Below are 15,355 nucleotides of genomic sequence, written 5' to 3'. Positions count from 1 at the left end.
GGCCACAAACTAACGAATACGAGCATATTTGAAAGTCTACATTTCAGTGATTTGTTATTTTTCTTAAACTATTCTTGTATCATAAATTTGTGCTCATATCGTGATAATTCTCTTTGTCGACAAGAAAGCGGTAAAATGAGTTCGAAATTATATTGATGGCAATATTTGGAAATCAATTGCTGCGTTGGTATACAAATCGGTATAGTTGGGGACATTCGCCGGCATATTCCGCGCCTTACGAAGACGAGACACTCAATTTGGAGGATCTCGTTCGTGTCCGGCATCAGACGTCCAATCGGCGGTTTCCTTTTTGCGGCCGCCGTCATTGTCGCCCCTCCCGCCGGGTATGCTGGCTACCTGCATTTCTCTGGAAATATCCATACCGTCGAACCGGGTGCCGTCTATCGCTCGGGGCAACTCGACCGAGACGATCTCGAAGCACTGATCGCGCAGAAGGGGATAAAATCGATCCTCAATCTGCGTGGCGAGCACCCGGACGTCGGCTGGTATTCCGACGAAGCGGATGTCGCGCGCCGCTCGAAGATCGTGCAGATCTCGATCGGGCTCTCGGCTCGCGAGGAGCCGGACCTTGATACGATGCGGCGGCTCGCAGCCGTGATAGAGTCTGCCCCGAAACCTTTGCTAATCCACTGCATGGGAGGCGCGGACCGAACAGGCCTCGCGTCGGCGATCTACGAATATGCCATCGCAGGCAAGTCTGCCGACGAAGCAGACGATCAGCTATCCTTCGCCTACGGTCATTTTCCTTGGCTTTGGAGCCGGACTGGAGCCATGGATCGGGCTTTCGAGACCTTCGCTGCCGCAGGTTTGGCATATACGCAAACGGCGGACGACAAAGAAGGAAACGCGCAATGAAGGTGCTCGTCATCGAAGACGACCGCTCGACCGCAGATTACGTGACGGGCGGGCTGAAGGAGGAGGGGCACGATCCGGACCATGCGGCGTCCGGCCCGATAGGGCTGGAGCTTGCCTGTACTCGGGATTACGACGCGATGGTCATCGACCGTATGCTGCCCGGTATAGACGGCTTGTCCATCGTCAGGGCGCTGCGCTCGTCCGGACGCGACACGCCGGTGATCTTCCTGACTTCCGTGTCCGGTCTCGACGACCGCGTCGAGGGGCTGGAAGCCGGGGCCGACGACTATCTCGTCAAGCCCTTCGCCTTTTCCGAACTGATGGCACGGCTTAATGCGCTGGCGCGCCGCTCACCCATGCGCAAGGAGGAAACGGTCCTGACGGTCGGCGATCTTGAGATGAATCTGATCGCCCGGACGGTGAAGCGCGAGGGCCGGGAAATCGATCTGCAACCTCGCGAGTTCCGGCTTCTGGAATACATGATGCGCAATCGCGGACGGGTTCTGACGCGAACCATGCTGCTCGAGCGCGTCTGGGATTTTCACTTCGACCCGAAGACCAACGTCGTGGAAACCCATGTCAGCCGGCTACGTGGCAAGGTGGATCGACCATACGCGACCGAAATGATCAAGACGATCAGAGGCGCTGGATACGTCCTCAATGTTCCGTCCTGAGCCGTTCCGTTCGACCTCCTTCCGGGTCGCCCTTCTTTACACCGTCTTCTTTCTCGGATCGGTCCTCGCGATCCTCGGCATAACCTATGTCGCCGCCTCCTCAGAGATGGCTGGGATCCTGCGCTCGGCGGTTTCCGATGACATGCGCATCTTGCGGCAGGCCTTTCATGCCGGGGGCGAAGGTGCACTTCTTGAGCGTATGGACGATCTCACGGAATCCGCATCGGAAGATCGCTTCTTCATGATGCGTCAATCATCCGACGGAGCAGCGATCGCGGGCAATATGCCTCCCGATCTCTGGCGTGACGGCTGGACGGACGAGAAACTGTCACAGAACACATTCGACGGCTCCGAGGATCTGAAAAGAGCGGCCTCTCGCAACAGCGATGGAGAGGTTTTGCTGCTCGGCCTCGGCGAACGGATCGGTCCATTCGACGTCATGATCGGTCGTAATTCTCACGTTCTCGACGAGACACAGGAAATCATCCTGTCGGCCATGCTCTGGGGCGCGCTTGTCACGACGCTTCTCGCCCTCGTCGGCGGCTTCATCGTTTCCGTGGGGCCGACGCGCCGGGTAGACGAAATCGCCGCCACCACACGGCGGATCGTCGAGGGACGTCTTGACCTTCGCCTCCCCGTTTCCAAGCGGCGGGACGAACTGGATCGTCTTGCGACCGACATTAATACTATGCTTGCCAGGATCGAGACGTTGCTTTCGAGTTTGAAGCAGGTCTCGGCCGACATTGCCCATGATCTTAGAACACCGCTCGCGAGGCTCAGGCAGAAGCTCGAAGTCGTGAGGCGACAACCCCGTTCGCCGGATGAATACGAAACGGCCATCGACGCAGCGATCGAGGAGAGCGATGCGGCGATCGAGACTTTCAACGCACTTCTTCGGATCGCCCAGATCGAAGCCGGAACAAGGAAATCCCGGTTCCGCCGCCTGGATCTTGCTAACGTTGTGCGGAAAACCTGCGACATCTACGGGGAGGTTGCGGCCGACGAGGAACACGAACTGATCTGGAAGCATCTCGAACCTGGCGAAATCGAAGGCGACGAGGAACTTCTCACACAGGCCGTCGCAAACCTCTTGGAGAACGCGATCCGCCATGTTCCCGCGCCCGGTCGGATCGAGGTTGCTGTCTCGATACAGAACGAACGGATTCGGCTCGATATAGCAGACGATGGACCGGGCGTTTCCGAGAACGAGCGCGAACGCATCTTTGAACGCCTTTATCGACTCGATCGCAGTCGCACCACACCCGGAAGCGGACTTGGTCTGTCTCTCGTTGCGGCAATCGTGGAACTGCACTCAGGCACTGTCGAGGCGCTCGACAACGCCCCCGGCCTGCGGATCCGGATCGAACTTCCGACCGCTCACGCCGCGCTAAGCACGCAGAATTACGAAACGGTATAGCCGGAGAGAAGCGACCGCAATACGGGTCACCTAAGCCATCGGATATGCCGCAGGAAGCGGCGATTTTCCCTTGGAGCCCCGGAATGAACTCGAACCAATCGGCCCTGACCGAAACCCTACTCTGCAAAGTCCCCCAGATCACGCTCGCCTTCTGGGTGATCAAGATCATGGCGACGACGGTCGGCGAGACCGCCGCCGATTTTCTCATCTTCAATGTCGGCCTCGGCCTCGTCGTCACCTCGCTCATCATGAGCGCTCTTCTCGTCGCGGTTATCGCCTACCAACTGAAGCTTCGCGAATACGTCGCGACCAGCTACTGGCTCGTCGTCGTGTTCGTTTCGATCGTCGGAACGCTGATCTCCGATTACATGGTCGACGATCTCGGCATCAGCCTCGTCACGACCACGATCGCCTTCTCGATCGGCCTCGCCGTCACGTTCCTCGCCTGGTACGCCAGCGAGCGGACGCTTTCGATCCATTCGATCTTCACGCGCAAGCGCGAACTCTTCTACTGGGCCGCGATCCTCTTCACTTTCGCGCTCGGCACGTCCGCCGGCGATCTGATCGCAGAGCACTTCGGCCTCGGCTACGGTGTCTCGGCGTTGATCTTCGGTGCTCTGATCGCTTGTGTCTACGCCGCCTACCGTTTCGGCGGCGGCGCCGTGCTGACCTTCTGGGTCGCCTACATCCTGACCCGTCCGTTCGGCGCTTCGATGGGCGATCTTCTGTCGCAGCCGACGAACCACGGTGGCCTCGGCCTCGGCACAACCGGGACCAGCGTTCTCTTCCTCGTCACCATCGCCGGTCTCGTCACCTATCTGACCGTGACGAAGAAGGACAAGATCGAGGAAAGCGCCACGCCGAGCCTTTCGGTCTGAAGGCGACTGGATCTTCCCCGACTGGTACTCCACGGGACGTGCGAGCAACGCGCGTCCCGTTTCCTTTCCTGGAGGGATCCCGTGACATTCAGTTTGACGCCCGACACCTCCGAGTCCTCCGAGAAAATCGGCACGTCCTTTCCGCTTCTCAGAATTTTCGGGTTCGTCCTCCTGCCGTTGCTGGTCATCGGCGGTTTCGGCCTCGGTGTGACGATGATCGCCGGCATGTCGGCGAGTTCCGAATCCCTCTTTGCTCAATCGGACGTGCGCCTCGTCCGCACGATCGTTCCACGTTCGCCGAACGGTACGATCGAACCGGAGCCGACGCCGCGGATGCTGGCCGAACTGAAGCGCGAAGCCGTCGAACTGGGGCTTACATGCCTCTCGGTCGTCACTCCCGCGCGAGCATACACGGTTCGCGTCGACGAGCGGGCGGGTTGCCGCGATCCGGATCTGACGGGTCTGAGACACGAGATCGAGGAAGCGGGGCCGCTCCTCGTCGAAGATCTGATCATTCCGAACACATGGACTTCCATCGGGACGGTCGAGCCGCAAACCAGTGAACTTGCCACACTGATTGCCGCGACACGTCCGGCGACATCGCTCGAGGCCTCGATCCTCCGCTCGGCGGGCACCTGGGCGACGGTCTTCGCATCCGTAATCGTGCTCGTCGTCGTGACGATGGCGCTCGTTGTCATTCGTGCGCAGAAGCGGATCGATGCCCAGGCGCGTTATGTCGGTCGCGTTCACGACCGCCTGCGGAGTTTTCTTCCCGTGGCGGCGGTTCGGGACGCTCTCGGCACATCCACCAAAACGGAACGGTTCGATGCCGTCGTCCTGTTCGCCGACCTCCGCGACTTCTCCGGCTTCGCGGACACGAACGACACGCAAGACGTCGCCGAATTGATCGACGCATTCGTGACGCGGACCGCGACCGTCGTTTCCGGGAACGGCGGAGAAATCGACAAGATTATCGGCGACGGGGTACTTGCGGTCTTCAGGCAGCCAGATGCCGTCGCTCACGCCTTCGATGCCGCCCTCGCATGCATTCGCGCATGTCGCGATCTTGAAAGACGTCCCGGCGTCGGACTCTACCAGGGCGAGGTCGTCGCGACGGCAGTCGGCACGAGCGAGAGAGCCGACTTCACGGTTCTCGGTCGCACGGTGAACCTGGCGTCCCGCCTCTGTTCACTGGCCGGTGAGGCCGAGATCGTCGCACCCGCAGGATTTGCACACCCGCTTCGCGAGGACGTAGAGGAGGTCTCGCGAGAGACCGTGACACCTCGAAATCATCTCCTTTCGGAAGAAGTCGTGCGATACAGGCTTCGCGATTGAGATTTTGCAGCAGGAACCGGTCACGATGAGCGCATTCTCGACGGCTTGGCAGTTCTGGGCGCTCATGGCGGCGGTGTTCGCAGCCGCGACCGCGATCCTGGCGAAGGTCGGGGTGTCCGACATCCCGTCGGATCTCGCGACGCTTATCCGCACGCTTGTCGTCGTGGTCCTTCTGTCCGGCATCGTCGCGGTCACGAAACAGTGGCGCCCGCTGACTTCGCTTCCAGGTCGCTCTCTGGTTTTCCTTATCCTTTCGGGATTTGCGACAGGCGCTTCCTGGCTCTGCTACTTCCGGGCCCTGAAGCTCGGCGATGCGGCGCGCGTCGCACCGCTCGACAAACTCTCCGTCGTCCTCGTCGCCGTCTTCGGCGTTCTCTTCCTCGGCGAGCGGCTCGCTCCTGTCAATTGGCTCGGCGTCGCACTCATCGCCATCGGCGCATGGTTCGTTACATGGCGGTGAACAATCGGCTCCGGGCTGCGTAGGGGACCAGCGCGAGCCCCGACATCCAGATGGCGACGACAAGAACGAGCCCGAGCCGGCTCTTCGGCCGACGTCCGATGGCTTCCGCCTGCCGTCGCAGCCTCGAGATCTGTGTCTTCGGGATCAGCCGAAGAGCGAGCTAGATCCCAGCCGGGACGAGAACGAGATCATCGAGGAGCCCGAGGAGCGGAATAAAGTCCAGGATCAGATCGACGGGCGACAGGGCATAGGCCGTCGTCAGGAATGCGACCAAACGGGCGGCCAGGGGCGTTTCGGGATCACGAGCCGCCAGCCACAGGACGACGACGTCCCGCTTCAGCCACGTCGCCACAGCCTTCAGCCGATCGGCGAGGATCGAGAGGCGCTTCCGCAAGATCACGAAACCACAATCTTCCGTCCCGGATACGGCAATCTTCCGCTCCCATCTTGATCTCATGAGCTTGAGGGACGGCTCGTTAAAACGAAAACCCGATCCCACGGAGAAAGACAATGAACGCCTTCAGGAAGACTGCCTTCGCCGCTGTGGCCGTCGCCTCGATCATGGGCGGCTTCGCAGGCACCGGCGCCGCGAATGCGGCCCAGCGCACGGCCGACGACAATTTCGTGATGGTGCCGGGTTCGGACGCGAGCGCGAAGCAGGTCGCCGAGGACACCCGGATGGACATCGCGGAACACGGCTCCTGGTTCGCGCATGCGACGCCTGTCCGTCACCGTACCCTGGTGCCCGGCGACCAGTCGCTTCGCGATCATCAGGCACAGGTGGTTCGTGAACATATCGCTCGCGGATAATCGATCGCCTCGACGATCATTCTTTTGGGCCGCCGGATCTGATCTGGCGGCCCTCTCTGTTTTCTCGTCGATACTGCGGATGGACCAATTAAAACTATACAAAAACGTAGTCCTTCCGAAAAGAACGGGCAATCTGACGTGCATAGTTTCGGTTTCAGCCAAACCGGCGCAACCTCGATCAAGGATCATGACCATGAACGCCCTGAACAAGACCTTCGTCGCCCTGCTCGCTGCTGCCGCTCTTTCGACTTCGCTCGGCGTCGTGACCCCTTCCTATGCCGCCGATGACAACTTCGTCGTGGTCCCGGGTGACAGCGCTTCCAGCAAGGCGACGACCGACGAAGCCCGGACCGATGTCGCCGAACAGCCGGGTTCCGCCACCGACGCTCCTCGCGATACGATGAAGACTTTGGTGCCAGGCGATGAATCCATGATGGACAACAACGCCTCAGCCGTCCGTGAAAGCGTTGCCGGCCAGACTCCCCAGTCGGGGATGGCGACGGACGCCGACCAGGAAACCTATGTACCCGGAGATGGTTCGACCTCGAACTACAAGTGAGTTCCCGTCCTTCGAACTCAGCCTTTTCATGATGACAACCGGCCGCCTTCGAGCGGCCGTTTGTCGTTTTCAGGCTTCGCCACGGCATGCCGCTATACGCAGCCGTATAGTCTCGGAGCTTTTGACGTCATCTACGCCCCTCATCTTCCTTTCGAGCCACAACGAAACGGCTCCATCAACGAAAGGAAATCCCATGAAGAACCGCAACCGCATCACCGCCGCCGCCCTTGGAATGGCCGCGATCCTGGCCGCCGGAAGCACGGCCTTCGCGGCCGACAACGGCAAGGGCGAGACCGATCAGGCCGAGACGCAGAAGGCGATGTCCGCGACCGTCACGTTGACGGACGCCATCGGCAAGGCCGAGGCCGCTGTCGGCGGCAAGGCCTTCGACGCGACGATTTCCGACGAGAAGGCCGACAATGCCTGGGAAATCGAACTCGCGCAGTCCGACGGATCGGTGAAGACCGTCATGGTCGACATCAAGTCCGGCCAGGTCGACCAGAACGCCTCCGACGAGAACGAGACCGAGGCGAACGATCAGGGAGAAGAAGCCGAAGACGGCGAGATGGCCGACTGATTGGAAAAGACGACCTCCAGGCCTCTCCGATCGGAAGGACGCCCTCGCGAACTCTCGCGAGGGCGTTTTCGTGACCGATCACTCACATTACCGAAGCGTATTCTCCGCTCCATCGCACCGCGAAAGACGGGTCCTACAGAGGACGCGAACCGGACTTCGAGCCGGAATCGTCAACCTCTGGAAAGCTTCTCCCGATGACGGACAAACTCACTTCGACCGCGAGCAAGGTCGCTCAGGTCACGCTGGCATTCTGGATCATGAAGATCCTCGCGACCACGCTCGGCGAGACCGCCGGCGACTTCATCTCGATGACGCTCAATCTCGGCTACTATGTCGGTTTCGGTGTCACCTTCGCGATCCTGATCGCGCTCCTCGTCGCCCAGATCCGCTTCGATCGCTACCACCCGGCTCTCTTCTGGGCGGCGATCATCGCGACGACGACCGCCGGCACCGAAGTCTCCGACATGATGGACCGGTCGTTCGGCCTCGGCTACGCGACCGGATCGCTGATCCTCGTCGCGGGCCTCGCTGTCACACTCGCCATCTGGTACTGGCGGGACCGTGATCTCTCGGTCTATCCGATCCGCCGCAAGGATGCCGAGACCTTCTACTGGATCGCCATAGTCTTCTCGAACAGCCTCGGCACCGCCTTCGGCGACTGGCTGACCGACAATGCCGGCCTTTCGTACGTTCAGGGCGCGCTCGTCACGGCCGCCGTCATCGGCGTCGTCGTCGCACTGCATTACGGCACCCGCATCAGCCACGTGCTCCTGTTCTGGATCGCCTTCATCTTCACGCGCCCGTTCGGCGCGACCTTCGGCGATCTTCTGACCAAGCCTCTTGATCACGGCGGTTTCAACCTGCCGAGGGGTACCGCCTCGCTGATCACGCTCGCGCTTCTTGCCGGCGTCCTCGTCGTTTCGGAATATCTTTCCCGCAGGAAAGACGACCGGAACGATCCGGGTACGCTCGAGCGCCTGGAAGCTCGGGCAGGAGAGTAAACGAACGGCAGATTCTGCGACTGTAGCGGTCGCGGCGGGAAAAGTGGGACTCGGGGCAGGCTCGCCCCGGGTCCTTTTGCATGATCCGGCCTCCTATACCGAAGCGTATAGTTCGAGAAATCCGGCACGAAGCTTCGGCCCGTAGAGCATGGCAATCATTTCTGCCGCTCCGAGCCCTCCCGATGACCCAGACGCTTCTGAACCTCGTCGATCAGCACTTCGCGCTGGCCTACGTTTTCCTGTTCCTCGTCTGTATGGGAGAGGCGCTCTTCGTCGTCGGTCTCTTCGTGCCGAGCACCGTCGTGCTCGTCGCTGTCGGCGCGATGATCGGGGCGGGCAAGCTGCCTTTCCTGCCCGTTCTCGGCGTTGCGGCCGCCGGCGCTGTCGCGGGCGACGCGCTGTCCTACTGGATCGGCCATCACTACCGGGATCGCCTTCGCGGCCTCGGGCCCTTCAAGCGCTACGGTGCGCTGATCGACAAGGGTGAGGCCTTCTTTCACCGCCATGGCGGCAAGAGCGTCTTCCTCGGCCGCTTCGTGCCCGGTGTGAAGGCCATCGTCCCCGGGATTGCCGGGATGGCAGGCATGAGCATTCCGCGCTTTGCCACGGTCAACGTCGTTTCGGCCTTTGCATGGGCGGCCGCCCATCTAATACCGGCCGCCGGGGTCGGTCTCGGGCTGGCCCGCATCCATTCCCTCGATCCGCGCCTCGCGATCCTGGCGGCGGGTGGCGTGCTTCTCCTGCTGATCGCCTGGTATCTTGGAAAGATCCTGATCGGCTTCGTCGCGCCGCTCGCCTCCGGATGGCGTCAGAGCCGGATCGAACGGCGCTCCAGCGTCGAAACATGGCTCGCTCGGCTGGAAGTGCGCTTCCTGTCGAACGAGGCAAATATCGTCGGCCGTACGGCTGTGCTCGTTCTGGCGGCGCTCGCCGCAGGCGTCTTCATTCTGCTCCTCAGCAATCTCCTTCTCGATCCGGAACTGAAACTCGCCGACACGGCTGTCTACAACCTGCTTCAGGGATTGCGGACGAAGTCCGGCACCGACATCGTCACGGCGATCACCATGGCGGCGGACGGGTTCGTCCTCACGGCACTGACGGTCGCTCTCGTCGCATGGCTTGCCTTCCGGCGACATTTCCGGGTCGCGATCGCGGCGGCCCTGACGATGATCGGCTCGGAGACCTTCGTCCATTTCGTGAAAGGTATAATCCAGCGCCCACGGCCGACGGATCTCTATACCGGCGTTTCATCCTTTTCCTTCCCGAGCGGCCACGCGACGCTATCGATGACCTTCTTCGGCATCCTCGCCGTGATCATTGCTTCACGGCTTCGTCCCACAGGCCGGGTCGTCACGTTCGGAGCCGCGATCCTTGGCGGCCTGACGATCGCCTTCAGCCGCATGTATCTCGGCGCGCACTGGCTGAGCGACGTGTCGGCGGGCCTCAGTTTCGGCCTCCTGATGACCACGATCTTCGCCTTGACGACCCATCGCCGCGACCGGTCGATCCGACTCGCGCCGCTTGCCGGCATGCTCGCGATCGTCTTCACCAGCTTCTACGGCTTTCACCTCTGGCGCGACTATGCGACCTGGACCGAAAACTACGCGCCGGTGCTCGTCTCGAAGAAAATGACCGAGGCCGACTGGCAAAACGGCGGATGGCGCGATCTGCCTCGGCATCGGTTGACGATCGGAGGAGACCAGGCGACGCCGATCGTCTTCCAGACCGATCTGGACCCGCATGCGTTGACGCCGTTGCTGAAGCCTCTTGGCTGGTCGCGGGTGACGACGGGAGGGCTTCTGGACGCTCTTGTTCCTTCGAACACCGACCTCAATTCGCGACCGGCGCTGCCCGTCCTCAACGAGGGGCGGTTGCCTGTCGCGACGTTCGACCGACCGACTTCGGAAGGGCGAGACGTCCTTTCTTTCTGGCCGTCTTCCTACCGGATCGGACCCGATACACGCAGCAGGCCGATCCTCCTCGCAGGATGCTCGCACGAGACGTCCGAGCCGCTCGCGTTTGGCATGGCTTATTCCGACCTCGGCGCCTGTTCCGACGTCGCGGCGATCCGTTCCGGCCTCGAAAACCTCGCGGAGGCGAACCCGTCCGACATCCTTCTCATGCCGGCGTCGAAGGGCATGATCGCAGATTGATGCGCGGATACCCGGCGAATCCGAAGGAAATGGCGAGGATTACGAAATCGTATAGATCCGGCAAGGCGGATGACGATGGCAGAGGTTCAGAGGGGAAGCGGACCCATCCTTTCCGAACGGAGTGCCTTCGCCCATGTCCACCACCGTCAGCCGCGCCCACTGGACCGGCCTCAACGTCTTCCTTCACTGGACCATCGTCGTTCTGATCATTGGCCAGTGGATCGAAGGCGAATACATGATCGCCTTCTGGGACGGGACGCTGGAGGGCAAGGCGCTCGACCAGACGACCGTCCTCCTCGGCTACTCCCATATCGTGCTGGGAACCCTCGTCCTCGCCGCTGCGGCCGTTCGTCTTCTCGACCGTTTCGTCAACGGCCGCCCGCCCCATCCCGAAGGCGAGCCGACATGGGCCTCGACACTCGCGAAGGTGACGCATGTCCTCATCTATGTCGTGCTTCTGGTCATGCCGGTTCTCGGCCTCGCTGCATGGTTCACCGGCAATGACGATCTTGCCGGCTATCATACATTCTTCTGGAACCCGCTGCTGGCGTTGATCGGCCTTCACGTCGTCGGGGCTTTGGCGCAGCACTTCTGGTTCAAGACCGGTGCGCTCAAACGCATGCTGCCGGGCGTGCGACACGCATCCTGATCGTTCCCTCCCGCCATCCTGAACAGCTTCGGCTCGCTTTCCCGCGTTCTCAGGGCCCGAGAAGGCCAAGCCGAGGTGCCGTACTAATCGACGACAAAGTCACATTCCATGAAGCGTCCAAGCCTGACGAGCATCCAGTTGAGCATGCTCGTGACAGCCTTCGTTCTCTCCACCGCCAACGCCACCTTCTGGATGAAGGCCTGGACCTATTTTGAAGAATTTCCCGGCGCGCTCGCCGGGTTCGCGGTCGCGATTTTCCTCCTCGGCGCGTCGCTTCTGACGATGTTCTCGATGAAATATGTGATCAAGCCGGTGTTCATCGTCTTCGTCCTGATCGCGGCCGTCTCGTCCTATTATGTCGACACGTTCGGGATCGTCGTCGATCGCGACATGATCCGGAACGCGCTGGAGACGACGGCGGCGGAAGCCGGCGCACTCGTCACGCCGAACTTCATCGTTCACATGGTCGTTTACGGGCTTCTTCCGGCAGTCTTCATCGCGTGGGTCCGCATCCGGCACCGTGCCGTTCTGGCGAAGGCCAGATGGAACACGGCACTCATCCTGCCGTCGGTCCTCGTCGTGCTCGGCATCGTCTTTCTGAATTTATCGGTATTCGCCGCGACGTTCCGTAATCATCGCGACCTGATGGCGAGCCTCAACCCGGCAAGCGCTATCGTCGGCGTCGGGAAGGTGATCGACCGGCACTTCCAGAACCGGAACCAGATCCTGACAAAGCTTGGCGAGGATGCGCGCTCGACCCCTCGTGGCAACCGTGCACGACCGAAAGTCCTCGTCCTCGTTGCCGGTGAAACCGCTCGTGCGCGGAATTTCGGCCTCCTCGGCTACGAACGCGACACCAATCCCGAATTGTCGAAGCGGGACGTCATCGCATTCTCGAATGTCTCAAGTTGCGGAACGGCGACCGCAGTTTCCCTGCCTTGCATGTTCTCCGTCTATTCCCGAGACGATTATTCCGAAACCAAGGGAAAATGGACCGAGAACCTCCTCGATGTCCTCGGCCATGCCGGGATCGAAACGCTCTGGCTCGACAACAACACCGGATCCAAGGGCGTCGCAGACCGGACCGTTTATGAGTTTCTCCCCGATACTGCCGATCCGTCATTCTGCGAGGACGGGGAATGTCGTGACGATGTTCTCGCGAACCGTCTAAAGGAGGTGCTCGCCGGCGTGAAGAACGATACCGTCATCGTTCTTCATCAGATCGGCAGTCACGGGCCAGCCTATTTCCGCCGATACGGAGAGGAAGCACGGCACTTCGAGCCCGATTGCCGAACACCCCAGTTGGCGGACTGTACCAGCCAGGAACTCGTCAACGCCTACGACAACACGATCGTCCAGACGGACCGGAATCTCGGTCAGATCATCGATCGTCTTCGGGAACAGTCGGACCGTATCGACGCCGCCATGATCTATGTTTCCGATCACGGCGAGTCGCTGGGCGAGAGCGGGCTGTATCTTCATGCCGCTCCTTATTTCATGGCGCCGAAGGAACAGACGCATGTCCCGATGATCGCATGGTTCTCGGAGGCGTTCGCGAAGGACGATGGTCTCGACCAGTCCTGCATCGAGGCCCGAAGGGTCGAACCTCTCAGCCACGATAATCTCTTCCACTCCGTTCTGGGTCTGATGTCCGTCATGACCAAGGTCTATGATCCGGCTCTCGATTTCTCGGTTTCCTGTCGCGAAACCGGCCCGGGCGCCGGCAGCGCCCAACCTCAAGACGAGGAGCCGGGCGCTTGAACGAAAACGAGCCGGACATTCCGCCCAAACTGACCGGACCTGCCCACGTGCTCGCCGCTGCGAGCTATTCGCTGGGCGGTATCCGCGTCCTCTGGCGCGAGCAGGCGTTCCGCCACGAGATTCTCGGGGCTGCGATCATCTTTGCGCTCCATATCAGCCTTGGTGTTCGGATGTGGTGGATCGTCTTGCAGATCGTGCTCGTCGCAATGCTTTTCACCGCCGAAGCCCTGAACACGGCGATCGAGAAGGTCGTCGATCATCTCTCCCAAGACTGGAGCCTTTTTGCAAAAGAGGCGAAAGACCTCGGTTCGGCCTCCGTCTTTTTCCTGCTCATCGCGAACGGCGCTGTCGTTCTCATGAGCTGGTCGAAAGCATTCGGGCTAATCTGACGAAAGCGCTCTGCAAGGACGACGGCAGGTCCATATCATCCGTATAGTTCCGGCAATCTCGTGGCCACAGCGGAAGCATAGACAGGCGGCACGACGACGTCGTCAGGCGGACGGACTTAACCCCGTCCCGAGTCGCCACGATCATCGTCGATGCCGGTCCCCTGGTCGGGGCGTCGGGGGATCGGCTATGCATCAGTATGCCCCGAGGAGTGATGCTGTTGCGAAAGCTGGCAGTCATCGCGGCATCGAGCATGATGTCGACGACGATCGGCGCGTCCGCCGCCGATCTCGTCATACCCGAGAGGTCTCCATCCGAACCTATCGCCATCGTCGAGCCGAAGGGCACGTGGTCAGGCCTGTATATCGGTGGCCAGGGCGGAGCGGCGTTCGGCAGGGATGGTCCGGACGTCCTCTTCGACCCGACGCCGTTGTCCGCCACGACCGTCTACGACACCGGCAACCCGAAGGCAGGTTTCTCCGGCGGTGCGCGTATCGGTTACGATTATCGGATCGGCGATATCGTCGTCGGAGCGCTGACCGACATCAGCCTGATGAGCGGATCGACGGATCGAGGGTTTTCCGTCGGTGGCGTGGACTTCACCACCAAGGACAGGATCGACTATCTGGGGACTGTCAGGGGCCGTATCGGTTATACCTTCGACGATCTGCTTGTCTACGGCACCGGCGGCTTCGCCTATGCCGGGAGAAGCCAGTCGACCAGTGTTTCCGGTCCCTACGGCGGGTCCTTTTCCGAGAACAAGGACAAGTTCGACATCGGCTACACCGTCGGCGGCGGCATCGAATATCTGATCGATCCGCATGTCTCGCTCGGGCTCGAATACCTCTACACCGATCTCGGCAAGAGCGACTGGTCGGCGACGGGCCGAAACGCAGCCGGCGCGATCGACTTCAACGCCAGAACGAACGACCGGACCGATTTCAGCACCCTCTGGGCGACGGTCTCCTATCGCTTCGACTGACGGTCGAGGTCTGGTGCGGCGCATTCTGCGCCGCACTGTTACCGATCCGTATAGTTCCGGCCACACGCCCGCGAACCTCATCCGCGATCATCGGGCATCCATCGAGAGGATGTCATGCCTACCCAGTTCGACCTTTCACTGTTCCCCTTCATTCACGGCTTCGCCGCCGAAACGTTGGCGCCGTTCGAGATCGGAGCGGCGGACTGGCTGATCGCGCTCGTTCCGTTCGCCCTGATTGCACTCTGGCTTCGCGACAGGGACAGTGACCGGACAGACGGAGCCACGGCGGCGATCGCCGCAGGCATGGCTCTGGCCTTTTCCGGACTGATCTCGTTTCTTCTTTTCGAACCGAGACCCTTCATGATCGGTCTCGCGGGGAACGTCCTCGACCATGCCGCCGACAGTTCGTTCCCGAGCGACCACGTGGCCGTTATGGCAGCAGTGACCGCGAGCCTCGCCGTTGCCGGGCGTTCACGGATCGCCGCGATCCTCGCGACGGCGACCGTTCTCGTCGGCTGGTCGCGGGTCGCTCTCGGCGTGCATTTCCCGACGGACGTTGTCGCCGGCGCATCGATCGGCGTCTGTGCATCGGCGTTTCTCCGATCCGGCCTGCTGAGCCCGTTCGTCGCATTCGTCGTCCGCGTCGGGGAAACGGTGTCCGCCATGGCGGGGATCGACAAGGTCTCCGATTTCATCCGCAAACCGTCCCTGTTCCGCTCCCGTTGAGGTTGCCCATGCCACTCCGCCGTATCGACCTGCTCGCACTCGCCGTAACCGCCGGTTTCGCGGGCGAAGAAGCGAAATGGATGCTCTCGTTGGACGGCGATCAGCGCACC

Annotated in this window: 16 protein-coding genes and 1 pseudogene; 16 read left to right on the top strand and 1 reads right to left on the bottom strand. The window is 61.2% G+C overall.

Annotated elements, in window-relative coordinates; translation table 11 throughout:
• The first annotated feature begins 165 nt into the window (after positions 1–165).
• The 6 genes from B9A15_RS10955 (at position 166) to B9A15_RS10930 (ending at position 5,640) form a co-directional block, all read left to right on the top strand.
• A complete protein-coding gene (locus tag B9A15_RS10955; protein ID WP_084410104.1) occupies positions 166–876 on the top strand; it encodes a fused DSP-PTPase phosphatase/NAD kinase-like protein in 711 nt (236 codons plus the stop codon).
• On the top strand, positions 873–1,550 hold the full coding sequence (locus B9A15_RS10950) for a response regulator transcription factor (protein WP_084410102.1): 678 nt from the start codon (positions 873–875) through the stop codon (positions 1,548–1,550). Before B9A15_RS10955 ends, B9A15_RS10950 begins: the two co-directional genes overlap by 4 nt.
• On the top strand, positions 1,537–2,967 hold the full coding sequence (locus tag B9A15_RS10945) for a sensor histidine kinase (protein ID WP_084410100.1): 1,431 nt from the start codon (positions 1,537–1,539) through the stop codon (positions 2,965–2,967). Before B9A15_RS10950 ends, B9A15_RS10945 begins: the two co-directional genes overlap by 14 nt.
• An 83-nt stretch (positions 2,968–3,050) precedes the next feature.
• Positions 3,051–3,845: a COG4705 family protein gene (locus B9A15_RS10940; RefSeq protein WP_210190504.1), complete on the top strand. Its 795-nt coding sequence runs from the start codon at positions 3,051–3,053 to the stop codon at positions 3,843–3,845.
• A gap of 81 nt (positions 3,846–3,926) precedes the next feature.
• The gene (locus tag B9A15_RS10935) at positions 3,927–5,180 is read left to right on the top strand and encodes an adenylate/guanylate cyclase domain-containing protein (RefSeq protein WP_139798335.1); all 1,254 of its coding nucleotides are present in this window, start codon (positions 3,927–3,929) and stop codon (positions 5,178–5,180) included.
• 25 nt (positions 5,181–5,205) lie between these two features.
• Positions 5,206–5,640, top strand: coding sequence for an EamA family transporter (locus tag B9A15_RS10930; protein ID WP_084410169.1), 435 nt, complete (start codon positions 5,206–5,208; stop codon positions 5,638–5,640).
• On the opposite strand, the pseudogene B9A15_RS10925 reads toward B9A15_RS10930, so the two are convergent.
• A pseudogene (locus B9A15_RS10925) lies at positions 5,627–6,016 on the bottom strand (YkvA family protein). The gene B9A15_RS10930 and the pseudogene B9A15_RS10925 sit on opposite strands and share 14 nt — an antisense overlap.
• A 134-nt stretch (positions 6,017–6,150) precedes the next feature.
• Between B9A15_RS10925 and B9A15_RS10920 the strand changes: the two are divergent.
• From B9A15_RS10920 to B9A15_RS10875, 10 genes are all read left to right on the top strand, one after another.
• The gene (locus B9A15_RS10920; protein WP_084410095.1) at positions 6,151–6,450 is read left to right on the top strand and encodes a hypothetical protein; all 300 of its coding nucleotides are present in this window, start codon (positions 6,151–6,153) and stop codon (positions 6,448–6,450) included.
• Positions 6,451–6,643: 193 nt separating this feature from the next.
• Positions 6,644–7,009: a hypothetical protein gene (locus tag B9A15_RS10915; RefSeq protein WP_139798334.1), complete on the top strand. Its 366-nt coding sequence runs from the start codon at positions 6,644–6,646 to the stop codon at positions 7,007–7,009.
• A gap of 193 nt (positions 7,010–7,202) precedes the next feature.
• Positions 7,203–7,586 (top strand): PepSY domain-containing protein, encoded by a 384-nt coding sequence (locus tag B9A15_RS22970; RefSeq protein WP_170923263.1) that lies wholly within the window; start codon positions 7,203–7,205, stop codon positions 7,584–7,586.
• A gap of 194 nt (positions 7,587–7,780) precedes the next feature.
• Positions 7,781–8,587 (top strand): COG4705 family protein, encoded by an 807-nt coding sequence (locus tag B9A15_RS10905; protein ID WP_084410091.1) that lies wholly within the window; start codon positions 7,781–7,783, stop codon positions 8,585–8,587.
• Positions 8,588–8,769: 182 nt separating this feature from the next.
• Positions 8,770–10,740, top strand: coding sequence for a bifunctional DedA family/phosphatase PAP2 family protein (locus tag B9A15_RS10900; protein ID WP_170923262.1), 1,971 nt, complete (start codon positions 8,770–8,772; stop codon positions 10,738–10,740).
• A gap of 133 nt (positions 10,741–10,873) precedes the next feature.
• Positions 10,874–11,389, top strand: coding sequence for a cytochrome b (locus B9A15_RS10895; RefSeq protein ID WP_084410089.1), 516 nt, complete (start codon positions 10,874–10,876; stop codon positions 11,387–11,389).
• Positions 11,390–11,497: 108 nt separating this feature from the next.
• The gene (locus tag B9A15_RS10890; RefSeq protein WP_084410088.1) at positions 11,498–13,150 is read left to right on the top strand and encodes a phosphoethanolamine transferase; all 1,653 of its coding nucleotides are present in this window, start codon (positions 11,498–11,500) and stop codon (positions 13,148–13,150) included.
• The gene (locus tag B9A15_RS10885; protein WP_084410087.1) at positions 13,147–13,539 is read left to right on the top strand and encodes a diacylglycerol kinase; all 393 of its coding nucleotides are present in this window, start codon (positions 13,147–13,149) and stop codon (positions 13,537–13,539) included. Before B9A15_RS10890 ends, B9A15_RS10885 begins: the two co-directional genes overlap by 4 nt.
• A gap of 212 nt (positions 13,540–13,751) precedes the next feature.
• On the top strand, positions 13,752–14,519 hold the full coding sequence (locus B9A15_RS10880) for an outer membrane protein (RefSeq protein WP_170923261.1): 768 nt from the start codon (positions 13,752–13,754) through the stop codon (positions 14,517–14,519).
• A 114-nt stretch (positions 14,520–14,633) separates the two neighbouring features.
• A complete protein-coding gene (locus B9A15_RS10875; protein WP_084410085.1) occupies positions 14,634–15,245 on the top strand; it encodes a phosphatase PAP2 family protein in 612 nt (203 codons plus the stop codon).
• The last annotated feature ends 110 nt before the right edge of the window (positions 15,246–15,355 follow it).

Source organism: Fulvimarina manganoxydans (genome assembly GCF_900176465.1).
Lineage (GTDB): Bacteria > Pseudomonadota > Alphaproteobacteria > Rhizobiales > Rhizobiaceae > Fulvimarina > Fulvimarina manganoxydans.
Note: the sequence above shows the minus strand (reverse complement) of the source record. Positions and strands in the feature narration are given on the sequence as shown.

What these genes read in the sequence shown, in the direction of transcription:
- B9A15_RS10950 (WP_084410102.1), top strand. Translation starts at nt 873, where the DNA reads ATGAAGGTGCTCGTCATCGAAGACGACCGCTCGACCGCAGATTACGTG.
- B9A15_RS10945 (WP_084410100.1), top strand. Translation starts at nt 1,537, where the DNA reads ATGTTCCGTCCTGAGCCGTTCCGTTCGACCTCCTTCCGGGTCGCCCTT.
- B9A15_RS10940 (WP_210190504.1), top strand. Translation starts at nt 3,051, where the DNA reads ATGAACTCGAACCAATCGGCCCTGACCGAAACCCTACTCTGCAAAGTC.
- B9A15_RS10930 (WP_084410169.1), top strand. Translation starts at nt 5,206, where the DNA reads ATGAGCGCATTCTCGACGGCTTGGCAGTTCTGGGCGCTCATGGCGGCG.
- B9A15_RS10920 (WP_084410095.1), top strand. Translation starts at nt 6,151, where the DNA reads ATGAACGCCTTCAGGAAGACTGCCTTCGCCGCTGTGGCCGTCGCCTCG.
- B9A15_RS10915 (WP_139798334.1), top strand. Translation starts at nt 6,644, where the DNA reads ATGAACGCCCTGAACAAGACCTTCGTCGCCCTGCTCGCTGCTGCCGCT.
- B9A15_RS22970 (WP_170923263.1), top strand. Translation starts at nt 7,203, where the DNA reads ATGAAGAACCGCAACCGCATCACCGCCGCCGCCCTTGGAATGGCCGCG.
- B9A15_RS10905 (WP_084410091.1), top strand. Translation starts at nt 7,781, where the DNA reads ATGACGGACAAACTCACTTCGACCGCGAGCAAGGTCGCTCAGGTCACG.
- B9A15_RS10900 (WP_170923262.1), top strand. Translation starts at nt 8,770, where the DNA reads ATGACCCAGACGCTTCTGAACCTCGTCGATCAGCACTTCGCGCTGGCC.
- B9A15_RS10895 (WP_084410089.1), top strand. Translation starts at nt 10,874, where the DNA reads ATGTCCACCACCGTCAGCCGCGCCCACTGGACCGGCCTCAACGTCTTC.
- B9A15_RS10890 (WP_084410088.1), top strand. Translation starts at nt 11,498, where the DNA reads ATGAAGCGTCCAAGCCTGACGAGCATCCAGTTGAGCATGCTCGTGACA.
- B9A15_RS10880 (WP_170923261.1), top strand. Translation starts at nt 13,752, where the DNA reads ATGCTGTTGCGAAAGCTGGCAGTCATCGCGGCATCGAGCATGATGTCG.
- B9A15_RS10875 (WP_084410085.1), top strand. Translation starts at nt 14,634, where the DNA reads ATGCCTACCCAGTTCGACCTTTCACTGTTCCCCTTCATTCACGGCTTC.